The organism is Candidatus Amarolinea dominans, assembly GCA_016719785.1.
GTDB classification, from domain to species: domain Bacteria; phylum Chloroflexota; class Anaerolineae; order SSC4; family Amarolineaceae; genus Amarolinea; species Amarolinea dominans.
This window is the reverse complement of sequence record JADJYJ010000003.1, coordinates 159595-175771: the sequence shown is the minus strand read 5'-3', so window position 1 is coordinate 175771 and position 16177 is coordinate 159595. Positions and strand designations below refer to the sequence as shown.

At 62.7% G+C, this 16177-nt stretch carries 14 protein-coding genes; 10 read left to right on the top strand and 4 right to left on the bottom strand.

Annotation, left to right across the window (positions count from 1 at the left end; all coding sequences use genetic code 11):
• Window positions 1-670 precede the first annotated feature (670 nt).
• Both IPM84_04395 and IPM84_04390 read left to right on the top strand, forming a co-directional pair.
• Window positions 671-1003 carry a recombinase family protein gene (locus tag IPM84_04395; GenBank protein MBK9092010.1) on the top strand — a complete coding sequence of 111 codons (333 nt, stop codon included), beginning with the start codon at window positions 671-673 and terminating at the stop codon, window positions 1001-1003.
• A 406-nt stretch (window positions 1004-1409) separates the two neighbouring features.
• Window positions 1410-1580: a hypothetical protein gene (locus tag IPM84_04390; protein ID MBK9092009.1), complete on the top strand. Its 171-nt coding sequence runs from the start codon at window positions 1410-1412 to the stop codon at window positions 1578-1580.
• A gap of 647 nt (window positions 1581-2227) precedes the next feature.
• Here the strand turns inward: IPM84_04390 and IPM84_04385 are convergent.
• Both IPM84_04385 and IPM84_04380 read right to left on the bottom strand, forming a co-directional pair.
• Window positions 2228-3298, bottom strand: a complete 1071-nt coding sequence (locus tag IPM84_04385) for a hypothetical protein (GenBank protein MBK9092008.1) — start codon at window positions 3296-3298, stop codon at window positions 2228-2230.
• A complete protein-coding gene (locus tag IPM84_04380) occupies window positions 3286-4308 on the bottom strand; it encodes a recombinase family protein (protein MBK9092007.1) in 1023 nt (340 codons plus the stop codon). The genes IPM84_04385 and IPM84_04380 overlap by 13 nt, the downstream gene beginning before the upstream one ends.
• Window positions 4309-4610: 302 nt before the next feature.
• Between IPM84_04380 and IPM84_04375 the strand changes: the two genes are divergently transcribed.
• From IPM84_04375 to IPM84_04360, 4 genes are all read left to right on the top strand, one after another.
• Complete coding sequence (locus tag IPM84_04375; protein ID MBK9092006.1) at window positions 4611-4790, top strand: hypothetical protein; 180 nt, start codon at window positions 4611-4613, stop codon at window positions 4788-4790.
• 47 nt (window positions 4791-4837) lie between these two features.
• Window positions 4838-5554: a hypothetical protein gene (locus tag IPM84_04370; GenBank protein ID MBK9092005.1), complete on the top strand. Its 717-nt coding sequence runs from the start codon at window positions 4838-4840 to the stop codon at window positions 5552-5554.
• A gap of 639 nt (window positions 5555-6193) precedes the next feature.
• A complete protein-coding gene (locus tag IPM84_04365) occupies window positions 6194-7219 on the top strand; it encodes a hypothetical protein (GenBank protein ID MBK9092004.1) in 1026 nt (341 codons plus the stop codon).
• A gap of 3 nt (window positions 7220-7222) precedes the next feature.
• Complete coding sequence (locus IPM84_04360) at window positions 7223-8407, top strand: hypothetical protein (protein MBK9092003.1); 1185 nt, start codon at window positions 7223-7225, stop codon at window positions 8405-8407.
• 33 nt (window positions 8408-8440) lie between these two features.
• Here the strand turns inward: IPM84_04360 and IPM84_04355 are convergent, their stop codons facing one another.
• A complete protein-coding gene (locus IPM84_04355; protein MBK9092002.1) occupies window positions 8441-9655 on the bottom strand; it encodes a hypothetical protein in 1215 nt (404 codons plus the stop codon).
• A 193-nt stretch (window positions 9656-9848) separates the two neighbouring features.
• On the opposite strand from IPM84_04355, the gene IPM84_04350 reads away from it, so the two are divergent.
• From IPM84_04350 to IPM84_04335, 4 genes are all read left to right on the top strand, one after another.
• Complete coding sequence (locus IPM84_04350) at window positions 9849-11837, top strand: hypothetical protein (GenBank protein MBK9092001.1); 1989 nt, start codon at window positions 9849-9851, stop codon at window positions 11835-11837.
• A 146-nt stretch (window positions 11838-11983) separates the two neighbouring features.
• Window positions 11984-12262 (top strand): type II toxin-antitoxin system RelE/ParE family toxin, encoded by a 279-nt coding sequence (locus IPM84_04345; GenBank protein MBK9092000.1) that lies wholly within the window; start codon window positions 11984-11986, stop codon window positions 12260-12262.
• Window positions 12263-12275: 13 nt separating this feature from the next.
• A complete protein-coding gene (locus tag IPM84_04340) occupies window positions 12276-12584 on the top strand; it encodes a HigA family addiction module antidote protein (GenBank protein ID MBK9091999.1) in 309 nt (102 codons plus the stop codon).
• A gap of 201 nt (window positions 12585-12785) precedes the next feature.
• Window positions 12786-14597, top strand: coding sequence for an aldehyde ferredoxin oxidoreductase family protein (locus IPM84_04335; GenBank protein MBK9091998.1), 1812 nt, complete (start codon window positions 12786-12788; stop codon window positions 14595-14597).
• Window positions 14598-14700: 103 nt separating this feature from the next.
• Here IPM84_04335 and IPM84_04330 read toward each other — a convergent pair whose 3' ends face one another.
• A complete protein-coding gene (locus IPM84_04330; GenBank protein ID MBK9091997.1) occupies window positions 14701-16176 on the bottom strand; it encodes a hypothetical protein in 1476 nt (491 codons plus the stop codon).
• Window position 16177: the final 1 nt, after the last annotated feature.

Genomic DNA, 16177 nt, shown 5'->3' with positions numbered 1-16177 from the left:
GGCGCGGATGGCTTACGTCTATATTCGGCAATCCACGCTCCAGCAAGTGGTACGCAACCCGGAGAGCCAGGTCAACCAACGGCAGATGGTGGGGCGGGCGATTGGGTTAGGGTGGTCGGCAGAGCGCATCGAGGTGATAGACGAAGATCAGGGGGCGCTCAGGCAGCGACAGCGCAGCCGGGAGCGGATTCCAGCGACTGGTGACGGAAGTCAGCATGGGGCGGGTCGGCATCATCATCGGCTACGAAGTGTCGCGCCTTGCGCGGAACAACGGAGACTGGTATCATTTGCTTGACTTGGCGGCTGTATGCGACACGCTGATTGCCGACCCACGACGGCGGGTCACCATCCGCCGCAATTCAACGACCGGCTCTTGTTGGGACTGGAAGGGGACAATGAGTGAGGCAGAACTCCGGCATTCTGGAAGCAACGATTGGAAGAGGGACGGTGCGGCAAGTGGAACGGGGAGCGTACCGCCAGGTGTTGCCGACGGACTGGGACGGGCCGCCGACGGGCGGGTGGAGAAAGACCCGACGAGCGGGTGCGGGAGCATCGAGTTGGTGCTGGCAAAATCGCCGAATTGGGGAGTTGCGGGCAGGTGTTGCACCACCTGCGGCGCGGAGAACTGCTGCTACCGCGCCGCCAGCCGTAGGAGCAGTGCGCGGAGATCGTGTGGAAGCCACCAACAGACACGGCGATCTACGAGATCGTGCGCAATCCGGCCTATGCAGGTGCGTTTGTATGGGCGAAGGCGCCACACGCCGGGGCAACCGCCAGCCGTGCGGGGGCGTCGGCGGCAAGAGAATGGATCGCCATTGTGGGCGACGTCTACCCGGCCTACATTACGTGGGCGCAGTACGAAGCGAACCAGGCGCAGTTGGTCCGAATGGAAGCGCACCGGCGGTGCCAGATCTTACGCGCGGTGGGCGCAACACGGGAAGGGCCTGGTTTGCTGCAAGGACTGGCGGTGTGTGCGGACACTGCGGCTACCATCGTCAAGTGATGTACAAAGAAGGTTATCACCACTACCCGTGCCAGAACATGCGGCGCCGGTACGGCGGCGGCCTGTCCCACGATTCACGGGCCCAGGGTGGACGCGGCGGTCACACAAGCCTTCTTTGCGGCCCTGCGCCCGGCCAACCTCGACGTCACTGGCAGAGGTATTAGCGGCACAGCGCACAGAACAGGAACAGCTGACGGCGCAATGGGCCGCACAGGTCAAGCAAGCCGAGTACGAAGCGCAGCGGCGCAGCGGCAGTACAGCCAGGTCGAGCCGGAGAACCGACTGGTGGCGGGCGAACTGGAGCGGCGCTGGGAGGAAAAGCTACGCCAGTTACGCAACGTCGAGGAAACGGCGCAGCGCTGGCGTGAACGCAACAGTGCGCCGCAGAAGATCACGCCCGAGCTGCGTGAGCACTTGTCACCTCTCGGCGCACCTGCCCGCAGTATGGGAAGGTTGCACACCCGCACAGCGCAAAACCCTGCTGCACAGCCTGGTCGAGCGGGTGATCCTGAGACGAGACATAGCCGACCGGGTGCATGTGCGCATCGTGTGGCTCTCCGCCACTACACCGACTTGAAGTGCAGACGCCGGTCGGCGTACAAACGACCGTCAACGGCTATGCGGCGATGGTGGAACGAGTGGGCGCATTGCATGCGCAGGGCCTGGACGACACCCAGATTGCGGCGCAACTGAGTCGGGAGGGCTTCCACTCAGCGCGGCGCAGCGATGTGGCGGAGGATGCCGTAACGACGATTCGGCATGCATACAGGTGGCTCGACCGAACCGGTCCTCTATCGGTCGTGCGAGGGATATCGTACCGTCCCCGCACTGGCGCAACGCCTGGGCGTCAGGCCCTAGTGGTCTACCGCCGACTGCATACCGGTCAGATCGAAGCCGAATACGGACCCGCGACCCAGATGACAACAGCATGGATTCAGGGATGATCCAGCATTGAGATCGCCCTGCAGATCCAGGCGTGATACTAATCTGCAAGGTTAGGAGGGCATTGTGATGATACGATCGTGCCGAGTCCGCTCGCGCCGCAGTCGTTTAACAGGTACGCCTACGCCGGCGGGAATCCGCTGACGTCAGCATAATGCACCTCAAGTGAGTGTGGGATTGGGGATGGGTTGGGGTGGCCGCTGGATGTACCAGCGCCAGACGTGATTGTGCCAGATACGATAGGTGAGCAGGGTACCCGCCTGCGCCTGCTGGCGAATCTGCTCAGGACTGAGGCCCAAAGGCGGACGGTGCGTCGGCCTCGAGGATCAAATCCGGGGTCAGGGGTGCGGCGCCGCTGTAGCGGTGGTGATCCGCCTCTGTCAGGCGCACCCAGAGCGGGGCATGGGGTTGACGCTGTTCACCCACCAGTCGGCCGCGGCGATACCAGTCGCAGATCATGCCCGGCGAGACGTTGAGTTGTTGCGCCGCCTCGGCTGCCGAGAACAACCCATCTCCACGCGGGCCGGGTTGCCTGGCGTAGGGGCCGCACGCGGTGGGGATGCGATACTTGATGCGCGTCTGACGCACGTTCTCCTTCGTCCAGGCGTGATGCGTCGCCGTCTGCCGCGCTTCGGCGTTCAGGATTTCGGCGATCCGATAGTCCGGCTCCGTCGCGGCAAGCTCCCGTAGCCGAGCCAGCACCGGTTGGGGCGTGCGACAGCCGGGACGCGGGCGTGGGACTGTCACCTCGGTGGCGGCGCCGGTCTGCCACAGCACCTGGATGCGGGTAAAGCCAACCTGACTGAAGCTGTCGAGGGTCACGGTTTTGATCAAGCAGCGCAGCAGGCGTTTGCGGTCGGCGTTCGTTGTGGTCGGCGCATGCCAGAGGGCAGGCAGATCTGCGGCCAGACGGCGGATTTGTGCCTGTTCAGCGCTGCTGAGTGGCAGAGGCGCTGTGGCTTGCAGTTCGGTCCAGGCCCGCTCGACCATTCGAACAGCGACGAGTTGTTCTTCCCACCGTCGTTCCAACTCGGCGGCGACCAGGCGGTTGTCTGGGTCCACCTGTTCGTAGCGCCGACGGGCGAGGGTGGCCTCGTAGCGGGCGTGTTCCAGGCGCTCCAGCCAATGGCGCTGTAACTGTTGACGTTCAGCCTCGGCCTGTTGGCTGGCGACCAACGCCAATTCGAGTTGAGCCGGTTGCACGGCGGCTAACAGAAGCTCGGTGACGGCGGCATCCACGTGCGTCACGCCGAAACGTTGGCAGCGAGGCTGGGCCAGGGCTTGGCTGAGCGCCTCGCAGACGTAGATCGGCTTGTTGCGGGCACGGGCGCAGCGGGCGGCTAGCGAGCGCACAAGACGATGCCTTGCAGCAAGGCCAACCCTTCCCGCGCCGGTCCGGCGGCAGCCATGGGCGACAACTGACGATTTTCGGCCAGTTGTTTTTGATTCTCCTGGTACTCAGCCCAGGTGATGTAGCCCTCGTGAGCGTCGGGTTTGAGCACAATCCACTTTTCCTGCGGCAAGCGCTGCCGGCGCACTTTGCCCTGACTGCCCGGCAGGTGTTGACCCTGCGTACGACCATAGGCATAGACGCCAGCATAGATGGGACGTTTCAAGATCTGGTAGATGGTGGTGAAATCGGCCGGCCGCCACGCCACCAGGCGCCCCCCTAACCCATCAGATGTCAGGTACGGCAGGGTCAGTTGGTGGTCGTGGCAGTAGTGCAGGATGCGGTGCGCACTGCCCAATTGGCGAAAGAGCGCAAAGACCAGGCGGATGGCGTCCTGCACCTGGCGGTCGGCGGCCAGCACGACTCGGCCATCTGCAAGCCGATCATACCCCACCGGCAGGCGTAAGGCAAGTTCGCCGCGTCTGGCTTTGTTGAAGAGTGCGGCGGTCAGATGGGTGCGCATGTTGTACCACTGGGCTTCGGCAAAGGTGCCCTTGAGGCCGAGCAGCAGACGGTCATCGAACAGGCGCGGGTCGTAGATTCCGGCGGAATCGGAGATCAGGGTGGCGCAGAGAGAGGCCAGATCGAGAAGCCTATACCAGTCAGCGCAGTTGCGGGCCAGGCGCGAGACATCGGTGACCAAAATGATGCCAACCTGGGCGAGACCAACGGCGCTAACCAACGTCTGAAAGCCGGTGCGCTCGGCGCTGGAGATGCCGGATTTGCCCAGGTCATCGTCAATGATCTGCACCTGCTCTGCGGGCCAACCGAGGCTGACAGCGCGTTGGGCGAGCTGGTATTGCAGGTCCTGACTCTCCAGGTGCTCTTTGACCTGACCGGGAGTGGACTGGCGAATGTAGACCACGGCTTGACGAGCCAGATGGCCGGGTTGAATCTTAGTCGGGCTGGTCATGGCTGGCCTCCATCTGCTTGACCTTGACAAGGATTTGTGCCAGAATCAGCACAGCCTGCTTCTGCCGGCAATGAGGCAGACTCAGCCAGACATCCTGACTCCTGATAGAGGGAGGAGGTTGTTGGGGTGAGGTGGACTGCGGGGCTAGTGAGTGTGACTGGGACATGGTGCGTTTCCTCCTTACGAGAGAGTTCGCACACCATGATAGCCAGTTGGCGCAAGATTGTCACGTGTACAGGGGGGAGGTCGGCCGAGATTATCGGCGAGAAATTCACGCTGTCCTCAACCGCACGACACCAGGCTTGTGGCACAAGCTGCCGGGCGCCTGCGTCCGTCTCGATGAGCCAGCATGGTTCATCCGCATGCGGACGCCGACCGTTTCGCAGCACCTTGACGATCTGTCCGCGCAAGGGGTGATGTGGCTGCACGATCCGCACATGCCGCAGATCTGTAACCGCTTCGGGGGTAGTATGTTGATGTAACTCCGCTGCGGTACATCGATCCGACGGGTCATAGCGTGGATTGTGGATTGGCCGACAGCAGTTGTCGGCTGGGGAGCAAACCCAACAACTACACGATCCAGTATGTTGCCCAGCGATACACACTCAAGACAAGCATTATTACTGAGCAGTTTATCCGAGCAATCGGACGAGAGGCCACGCGGTTCAAGCTGCCACCTCAACTGCTCGCAGCCAGCATGTACGCAGAAATGAACAGCCGTACGGTGAAGGACGATGTAGAAGATGGCGCAGTGGCAACCGCTGGACGGTGTGCTCAGAAATGTGGGCTTTTTGACAAACTGATGGCGGCGATAGGGCAGAAAATGATAGGGAGAGATCAGAGTTTTGGTCCTGCTAAAGTCAAGCCGAGTGCGGTACTCAACCCCAGCATCACCGTGCCCACGCTCAGAGCGGCATCGGTCTCGGTGCCTTCTACCGCGTTTGATGCTGCGGTGCAGTCTCTTGACTTCGACAGGAGCGTACAGTTTGCTGCCGCATACCTCAAGGGGTTAGCCGACTTGCGCATGGGTGACACACCGGGCAGCGGGAACTCACGTAGCTCCGACATGCTCAAAGTTGACATGCAGATCGTTCGGGCGGCGTACAATCAAGGTCTTGAGCCATTTCTGAAAAAGAGTAATGGCACGCTCGAATACTACCAGACGAGCACCTATATTGATGCGAGGGGCGTAGGGGAGGAAGCTTCACCGTGGCTTGACGCCTTTTCAGAAATCTTCACGCCTTGATTTCGCTCTGTGTAAAGGAATAATTGCGTAGGAGTAGTGCAATGCGTAAACTCCAATGGATAAGCCTGACTGTAGTGGCAGTGTTGGTAGTAGTGCTAATACTAGCACGTAACTGCTTACGTGAAGAAAGTGCGCGGTATGAGGTGATGCAGCTACTGAGAATAGCCTTCCCCCCACAGAGTGTCTGCATGAGTGAGCCGTATTTTTCTGGAGGCGGCAATAACGCCAAGATTTGTGTAAGTGCTTCGATAACGTGCGTAGTCGGCTCATCCCTTAGCAGACCAGAAATCCAAGACTACTACACTCAACGGCTTGGCTCTAAGTGGAAGATCATCGACGCGCGGGAGTCAGGGGCCTTTTCATGGCAAAGAAGCGGATTAGTACTTGACAAAATGGTTGCAATCGAATATGAACCCAAGTATCTGCCGGCCGACTCCAAGCCGGGAAAGGACTTTCAAGAAGCACGCCAGAGTCGCGCTACGGCCTACGTGCTCACGATCATGGCCAATAAATGTACCGGTCCTTTCCCGTAAGAGTCGTCCGTGCGGGGCATTTTCCGCTGCCCAATCACAGTCGTATGGTTGAGATGGCCGAGCCAAGTGGAAGCTTTCCACGCGTCCGATGCTGGGACGATCCAAGATGAGCGGTATTTGGCCCAGGCACGGCCCGCTGATGGAGTTTGCTGCAGCCTTGTTGGTGGTCTTGATGCTGTTAAGGTATGTCTGGGTCCCAACCAACTGCACGATGCCTGGATATCCTCTGCACGAGAATGCTGCCTGGCTGAGTGTGGATTGGACATCGCGCGTCACCGATAGCGAAGTGGTAGGGCAACTGGCAGCCGACACGACAGCACGGCATCTGCGCTACCTGTTTCCCTTCGTTTCATACGTCCGCCCTGACGGCACGTTCAGCCCCTCCTTCTCGCACGCTGCCGAATTCGTAAGCACCTTTCGCCGCTTCGATAAGCATATCCGTTTACTTGCCTGGATCGGCATACCTGTGCGCAACACACTACCTCTTGGGATGCGTGGTTGTGTTAACCTGGCAGACCCGAGCGCGCGGCAGAAAGTCGTGGACTTCGCAACCTACTTGACAGCAGAAACCGGATTTGATGGTGTCCATCTTGACATTGAACCCGTGGCCAACGGCAATACCGACTACTTGCGACTGCTAGAGGAGGTCAGGACGGCTATCGGCACATCACGTCTTCTGAGTGTAGCAGGAAACCACTGGCAGCCCGCGATATTGAGCCGGCTGCCGTTGGTTCGAGAGTACGGGTGGAATGGCGAATACTTGCGAGCTGTAGCCATGCGTGCGGACCAGATTGTGGTCATGGCCTATGACAGCACTATGCCTAGCACTGCGCTGTATCGGTTCTGGATGCGGGAGCAAGTGCGCGGCTTAAACAAGGCGCTTGTCAACTCGCCAACTCAGTTGATACTTGGGATATCCGTTTCGCGGGAAGTCACGCGAACTCATAGCCCGAGGGCTGAAAACCTGCGCGCTGGGCTGGCTGGAGTTTGTGCTGCGCTGACGGAAATCAACCTGACCGAACGCAAGGTGGCAGGGATAGCCATGTATGCCTCTTGGGAAGCCGATACTTTGGATTGGAAAACTTGGGAGGAATGGCAAAATCAGACAGAAGGAAGGGGGAGCCTTCCATGAGGAGTGGCTTCGAATTACGACTGGCTGCACCAGCTAACATCGGCCGCCACCAGCGCGGCGGGCGTGGGTCAATACAGCCACACCTACGCCTACAACGCAATCGGCAACCTGACCAGCTACAATGGCGCCGCCTACACCTACGGCACGAAGCCACACGCCGTGACCGGTGCGTTCGGCAACGCGTATGGCTATGACGCCGTGGGCAACCAGACCAGCCGTACCATTGGCGGAATTGCCTACACCCAGGCCTTCGACTATGACAACCGCCTGCTGGGCGTGGCCGGCGGCGCGGTGAGCGCCACGTTCCTCTACGACGCCGACGGGAACCGGGTCAAAGGGACCGTCGCAGGTGTGACGACCGTCTACATCGCCGGCATCTACGAATACCAGAACGGCGCGGTGACGAAGTACTACGAAGGTGGGGCCATCCGTCGCACCGGTTATGCCTCCGACAATGGTGTGTTCTACACGCTGAGCGACCAGTTGCACTCGACGAGCGTGCTGGTGAATCAGAACGGCACGGTGAACAGCCGCAACTTCTACTATCCCTACGGTGGCAATCGCGGCGGGAGCGCGTTCAACGGCATCACGACCAAGCGGTTCACCGGTCAATATCACGAGCAAGGCCTGCCCGGCGGCGAAGGGTTGAGCTACTACAATGCGAGGTGGTATGATAGTCAGGTCGGCATGTTCATCAGCGCGGATACCATCGTGAGTGGTGGGACTGTGAACTACGTACACTCTCCTATTTTCGCCGCCGACTGGCAGCGGTATGCACTGCGCCAGATGCTTACCCGCCAAGGCAAGCCATCGGCTGTGTCAGTGCAGGTGGCCTACCTGTGCATGGAGCGTGATTGTGGTGATCCCCTCTATCGGCTGTTCCTGGTCTTCGAACAGGCCGGCATTGCAGTAAGCTACTTCGGTACAGCCGAACGGACAGACCCCATACGGATTTGCCCCAACCCCGACAACGTACACGCTATCAGCCTTGACTTGCAGGCGCCAGATGACCCACGGCCCGTCTTGGAATTGGAGCATCTTGATCCGGCAGAACTTCCGCTGATCCACCCGTTAACCGAAGTGTCCACGCTGACGCTCGACAGCTTCCACGAAACCTTCAAGGCGTCGGACACAGCCTGTTTCACGGTCCCGGCGAAGTACTGGGAGGAACTGCCTGCTGGCCCCTGATGAAACGCCCCGGGCAACGAACCCGCTGGCCTGTCAACCGCGCGGCGGGTGGACCGACAGGTACTGGTGCAGAATCTGGGCAGCCTCGCCCAACAGCTCGTACGATTCCCAGCCGCCAGACGCGGCCAGGGCATAGATGGCGGCGCCTGCGACGTACTCATCCAGGCGCAGTTCGGCGTCATACCAGGCCAACTGCTCGATGTAATTACCGGCGCCATCGTAGCCCATGCCCAGGTCGGTGGCCCAAAAGTCCACGAAGTCGCGCCAACCGTTTCCCTCCGGGCCGGGGCGATTCTGCACCAGGCCATCCACTCCACACTCGGTGATCAGCAGCGGCACCGCCAGGCCGGCCGGCTCCAGGTAGGTGCGATAAACCTTGCGATAGCGCAGCGTCAGCCAGCCTTCATCTGCCTGATCGGCCGTGGCCTGGCGCTGGCTTTTGCCCGTGCCAAACCAAATGTCAGGCGCAGAGTACTCATGCAGTCCCAGGTAGCCGTGATGGGTCGCAACGGCCTCCAGCGCGGGGAAAAAGTGCGGCCACAGTTCCAACGGGGGCTGACCGACACCAAAATTGCCCACCACCGAACGAATGCCTTGCTCGCCCAGCAGGCGGGTGCGCTCCGCCTCGAAAACGGCCAGGCGCTGCATCTGCTCGATGCTGTTGGGGACCGGTTCGTTGAAGGCTTCCCAGCCGGCGTAGGCCGCGCGGCGTCGTTCGTCCGTGGCCAGGGGCAGCAGTTGCTCCACGAACTGACGAGCGGCGGCCAGCGGATCCATGTTGTCCAGGTCAGCCTGCCCCAGGAAGGTCGGGCGCCCCACAATCAGCGTGTTGGCCGAAAGTTTCTTCAGATCCGTGACAAAACCAGCATCGTGCTCTAACGTCTTGATGAGCGCGACGTTACCGGTCTCCAGCAGGCGGAAGATCTCAGGGTCATTGCGCGTGACAAAGAGGCCCAACTTAGAGGGCGGGCCAGGTGGGAACGGGGTGGCGGGTGGCGTCGGTGTCGCGGTCGGCGGGGCGACAGGCCGGGTTGCGGTGGGCGCAGGGGTGACAGACGGCGGCAGCGTAGGGGTAGCGGTGACCGCCGGCGCGGCTGGCGTGCCAGGACGGGGGGTCTTGGTGGGAGTGGGGGTGGGAGGCGGCGTGCCACGCGGGCGGCACGCTTCGAGCAGGGCCAATCCGGTCAGGGCCATACCCCCAAGCAGGAAACTGCGGCGGCTCATGGGGCGGCGGTCGTCAATGCTCATCGTTGGCTCAAAGGTCCCTTCTGGCAGCCCATGGGGCGACTGCTGCCACGGCCATCATAGCATAGAGCGCCCGCGACGCCAAGTGCAGTTGCCATCCCCGCACGAATCTGTTAGAATCGAGGTAATGAACCATCAACGCCATGCCCGGCCACCCCACGCGGCCGGGTTCCTAAGACGACAGAATTCACCCAGGATGCCTGCGCAGCCCAGGCGTGCCGCTTGGCGTCCTGTCCTGGCTGTCCTGACCCTGCTGCTGTTGGCGGCCTGCAATCGAGCACCGGCGCAGACCCCGCTGACGCTGCCGGCGGAAATTCTGCGCGTGGCCGACGACTTCAGTGTGCGTCTGGAGACGCGCGCCGACAACGCCGCGGTCGCCGTTGCCTATTTTGATTCGCAGGGCCGCAGCCGAACGACCACATTCGAGCGCTTTGCCGTTACGGTCGCACCGGAAAACAGTGGCCGCGGGAACACCGACAGTGGCCCCATCGTGCTCGACCCCAAGCGTGCGGCGCGACAGGCGCTGGGGCAGGCTCCACTGCCCACGGAACGTGGCACGATCCACGTCAAGCTGGTGATCTATCGGGGCGCGACTGAAATCAGCGCCAGTGTTGACCTGGTCATCCTGCCGCGCAACGGCGCCTATGCCTTGCTGCCCGAAACACTCCAAACTGACGAACGCCAGGTCCCTGTTGCCGAACGCACGGCGGCGCCGACGTCGCGCGCGCTGGAGCAAACTCCGCCGGCGCTCTCCATGCAGGCCGGCGATCGTCGTTTTCAGGGTGTGCAGAGCGATTATTGCTGGGACATCGGCTGCGTCAGCCTGAACTGGGTGACACCGGCCGAGGTGGCAGCCATTCAACGCGGCGCCGCCCTCACCTTCACCACAGCGGCGACCATCACCCCCACCGCGATCCTGCTCACGATCTCGGAGCCGCGGCAGCGTGCGCCGCTGGACGAATTTCCGCTGACGCCGGCCGCTTCTGCCTCCTGGCGTGCTGACCTGCCGGCCGGCAGCTACACCCTGATCGTCACAATCACCTGGGGCAGCCGCGGGTCCACGTCGCGCCTCTTCAGGGTGGATGTCAGCGACCCGGGCGCTATCGCCACCGCAAGCGCCCAGCGTTATCGTCTGTTCGTCATCGGCGATGATGGCAATCTGTGGTCAACCATCACCGATGGGCGCCAAACACAACTCACCGACCTGCCTGCCGTTTCGACGATCAACAATGCCGCAGTAGCTGGCCTGACCGACTTTGCTCTTACAGCCGACGGCAAACAGGTTGCCATTGCCTGGTATGAGATCGCGCCGGGTGCGGTCATCACGGCCCACCTGGACCTGCTCGATTCGAACAGCGGGCAGAGCCGTGCGCTCGATCGCCTGGATAATCTTTCTCAGGAGGATTTCGGGCCGGCGTCCGGTCAGCACGCCTTCGCCGACCTGGTCTGGTCAGCAGAAACCGATGCGCCACGTCTGGCCTACGCACGCGCCACCGGTCAGGTCTGGCACAACGGCAACACCGACACCGCCGTCACTCAAATCTGGCACGTGGGGCTGGGGCAAGAATTCCCGGAGCCGCTCCTGAGCACGCCCGTTGAGACGCGTGACCTGGAGCCGACCTGGCTGGCCGCTGACCGCCTGCTCTTTTTGCGTCAGCGGCGGTCGGAACGGGCGCCCGCCCTATGGCGCCTGGAGAAGGACGGCAATCCCGCGCTTGTGCAGCGCAACGTCGTGGCCTACGACGTTGCACCTGCCAGCGGGCGCCTGGCTTGGCTTGGCCTGGATACGCGCCCCCAACCGTTCGGTGCGCTGGGCACACCGTTCGCCTTATGGACCGCGCCCGATCTGGACGCGTCCGGCCAGGTGATCACCGAAGTCGGTTGGACCTTGCGCGAGCTGAGCTGGAACCACGCCGGGGACGCCCTCATCTTCGATGGCGGGCGCCTGGCCGATGTCAACCTGGCCATCTGGCGTTGGGACGCCAACCAGGGCCTGACGCGTGTCAGCAGTGGCCCGGCCGATGGACAGGCCGTCTGGCTGCTGCTGGACCAGGGCGTGATCTTCGCCCGCCGCCGCGGCGCGGGAAACTCCGACCTGTGGCTGGTTGATCCGGATGGCGGGCACCCGCGCCTCCTCTTCACCGGCGGCTCACGCGCCCGCCTCGTACCGGCGCCTGCATCGTAACTTCTTGTTGGACCGTTCTATGCGACACTGTGACACTGTGGGTAAACCACCAGGACAACCCACGACTCGCCGCTGAAGTTCACATGCGGCCGTTGCGCGTAACCCGTCGAGTTGCAGTTCGAGAAGTGTTAGGTTACAATAGTCTCATGATCAAGAGCTTCGCGCACAAAGGGCTAGAGCTATTTTTCCTCACCGGTAACAAAGCAGGCATGCAGCCGCAACATGCCAACCGCATTCGGCTGATTTTAGCCCAGTTGCAGCAAGCCCGAACCATTGAGGACCTACGTATCCCGACGCTGCGGCTCCATGAACTCAAGGGCGATCGCAAAGGCACTTGGTCAGTTACCGTGCAAGCCAATTGGCGCATCACGTTTCGTTTTGCGGCGGGTGATGCCGAAGTTGTGGATTACGAGGACTATCATTGAGGGTTGAGAGATGATGAAAATGGTCAATCCCCCCCATCCCGGCGAGATCATCAAGGGGTTGTGGCTCGATCCGATGGGTGCCAGCATCACGGATGCGGCACAGGCGATGGGCGTGAGCCGCAAGACCTTATCGAAGATCGTGAACGGCCGCGGGCGCGTGACGCCGGAGATTGCGTTGCGCCTGTCTATCGCTCTGGGCAGCAGTGCTGAAAGCTGGCTGGGGCATCAAGCCGTGTATGATCTGTGGGAGCTTGAGCAGCAGCCTAACGATCTGCGCGTGGTGCCATTGTTCGCATCAGCGCCTGCCTTCGCCTCCGCCTAACACACGCGGTGTGTTGCGGCAGCGGGTGGTCGAGTACGGCTCGGGGCCTAACACCACGTCCACCTGATCGCCTGTGGCGGGGAAGCGTGGGGTGCGAGCGTAATCTGACCGCAGGCGCAGATGACGTTTTCCGTTCAGGCGCGTTCAGGAGTCCGAAGCTTGTTCAGGGGCTACCATGATGACAGCAGGAGGAAAACCAACATGACTCAACCTTACGCCGGGCAGTATCTGCGCATTGATCTGACCGCGGGCAGCGTCAGTCGCCATCCCATCGCGGAGACCGACGTGCGTCAATGGCTGTTGGGCAGCGGCTACGCAGCCTGGCTCTTCAGCCAGGAGATGGACCCCACACGCGACCCCTATGACCCGCACAGCCCACTCTATATTTTCAACGGTGTGCTCAGCGGCACCTTTGCGCCCACCGGCTGCCGATCTTCCTGGTGCGGTCGCTCACCGCTGACCGGCATCTGGGGCGAGGCCAACATGGGCGGACACTGGGGCGCGGAGCTGCGCTTTGCCGGGCTGGATGGCCTGGTGATCAGCGGCCGCGCCGACCAACCGGTCTATCTCTACATCCACGATGGTGGGGCTGACATTCGGCCTGCCGGCCACCTGTGGGGCAAGAACCATTATGAAACCTATGACCTCCTGCGGGCAGAGACCGACCCGAAGGCACAGATAGCCAGCATTGGCGTGGCCGGCGAGAACCGGGTGCGTTTTGCCGGCGTGATGCAGGGCGGCATCGAACATGCGCGCACGGCCGGCCGCACCGGCATGGGCGCGCTGTTGGGTTCCAAGAACCTCAAGGCCATCGTCACACGGGGCAAGGCGCGACCCGGCTATGCAGACGAGGCCGGCTTCAGGGCGACGGTCAAGGCGCAGAATGCCAGCATCAAAGAGTTTGCCATTGGCCTGAGCAAACTGGGGACAGCGGGCGGGGTGCCAGGCGCGGAGCGAGTGGGCGATTTGCCGCTGCGCAACTGGCGGGATGGCACCTGGCCGGATGCGGCGCAGATCAGCGGCCAGAAAATCTCCGAGACGATCCACGATAAACACACCTTCTGCTTCGCCTGCCCCATCGGCTGCGGTAAGACGGTAAACATCCAGGAAGGCGCCTATGCCGGCACCGTGGGTCACGGGCCTGAATACGAAACCCTGGGCGGCTTTGGCGGCCTGCTGCTCAATGGCGACCTGAACAGCATTGCGCACATCAACTATCTGTGTAATGACTACGGTCTGGACACCATTTCCACCTCGGCGGTGATTGCCTGTGCGGTCGAGGCCTTCGAGCGCGGCCTGCTCACCCTGGCTGACACCGATGGCCTGCGGCTCGCATGGGGCAACGCGCCGGCGATCGTCGCCTGTGTCCACGCCATTGCGCAGCGAACCGGCTGCGGCGACCGCCTGGCCGAAGGGGTGCAGCGCCTGGCCGCGGCGCTGGCCGCACCCGATCTTGATATCACGGTCAAAGGCCTGGAGCTGCCCTACCATGATCCCCGCGCCTTTCTTTCCATGGCGGCGAACTACGCCACCGCCAATCGCGGCGCCTGTCATATGGAATCGTGCTCCTACTGGCCGGGCTACGGGCAGCGCATCGAGGGATTGGACTTCCCTGACGACCCCGACCGCCTGAGCCAGGTCGGCTCAGGCGCCCTTGCTGTCCGCTACCAGGATTATGTGAGCGTCTACAATCCGTTGGGGTTGTGCAAGTTCATCATCAAGGGACACGTGGGGCCAGCGCAGATTGCCGCGATCGTCAATCCTGCCACCGGCTGGAGTTGGACAGCGGACGATGTGATGGCCGCGGGTGCGCGTTTGTTCAACCTGAAGCGGCAGATCAACACCCGCTACGGCATCCGCGCAGCCGACGACACCCTGCCCGCGCGCCTGCTGACGCACGCGCGCCCCAGCGGCGGCGCGGCCGGATCGCTGCCCGACTTTGCCCTGATCATGGATGAATACTACGCCGCGCGCGGCTGGGACCGCGAGAGCGGCCTGCCGGTCACGGGGTAAGGCTGGAAACCAGTAGGTCACGCCTCCGGCGTGACGACGTCCTCTGCCACAGAGGTCGCTTCCCTGAGCCAACGTCGTCCGGCCAGGAGACCGGACCTACGAATCAATGGTAATGTACCCGCAGGGCCACGTAATCCAGGCTGAAGTCGCGATCCACGGCCGCGGCCACCATGGTGAGGCGCATGCGGAAACTCGCGTTGCTCAGGTTGGCTACGGTCCAGGTACGACCCCAGGTGTTGGCGCTGCCGCCGACGGTGAATGTCGCCTCCGTCGCGCCCAGCGTGCCAGTACCCTGCGGCGTGGTCCAGGTGACACCGCCATCGGCTGACAACTGCACGCACAGGAAGGGCGCACCCACGCTGCTATCGGCCTTGGCGTCCAGGCGTACCTCCAGGCCGCTGATGGTCGCGCCGCCTGGCAATGCCACATCGAAGTTGTAGTAGAGGTGCCGATCCTTGCGCGGCGACGTGCAGCTCGTGCTGGTACCGGTGCCGCTGTCCATATCGGCGGCGAACAAACCGTCATCGGCGTAAGCGTTGGTCGGACTCACCTCGAAACCGTTCGCGTCGCCACCATCCGTGGGCTGATTGGCCGTCGGACTGAGGAAACCGGTGTTCAGCACCGGCACCGTGGCGGTCGGCGTGGGCGTCGGCCCGTCGGTGGGGGTGGCCGTCGGCGTCGCGGTGCGGGTGGGGGTCTTGGTCGGTTTGGGCGTGCGCGTCGGCGTGACCGTAGGCGTGGGCGATGGCCCGGCCGTGGGGGTCAGGGTGGGCGTGGCCGACGGCGCCGGCGATGGCGTGGCTGTTGACGTCGCGGTGGGCGGCGGGGGGGTGCCCGGAGTCGCTGTAGCGGTCGCTATGGGGGTGCGCGTCGGCGTCCTGGTCTTGGTCGGTTTAGGCGTGCGCGTTGGCGTGCGGGTTGGCGTCGCGCTCGGCGCAGGCGTGAGGGTGCTCGTTGGCGTCGGCGTGGCCGTGGCTGCGACCGTTGGTGTTGGGGTGGATGTCGGCGGTATCGTTGGCGTTGGCGTCGCGCCAGACACAATGATCTGGCCGGGCTGCGTCGTCACCGCCTGAACAGTCGCGAGGCGATCGGTGATCAGGCTGTGGGTAAAGACAAGGTCGCTGCTGCCGAGGCCCAACGCGTGAAAGGTGATGGTAGCCAGCACGCCAGCGCCGTTGGGGCCAGACGGCGTTGCGCCCAGCGTGTAGCCGCCGAAGGAGACCGTGCCGGCGTTGTTGTCAATGTGCGGGCCGAGGGCATAGGCCGGGCGACTGCTGCTGCCCAGGAAGGCGCCAAGCTGCACATCGGTGACGGCAACGACGGCCGGTGCATAGGACAGAGTGAACTCGAACGCGCCCAGGTCAGCGGCATCGGTGATGACCACATCCACCGTGATCGAGGCGTTGAGCGAGGTGGTGGTGACGGCCGGTTGCAGGCCGATGGAGAGAGCGTGGGGCGCGGCAGCCAACAACATTGGCGAACGCGGCGACCAGAGGCCAGACCAAAGGGCGAACAAGGTGAGCACGCAGGCGACAGCCAAGACGGCTCCGAGCGCAACGAAAGCAGATTTCCTCAACATA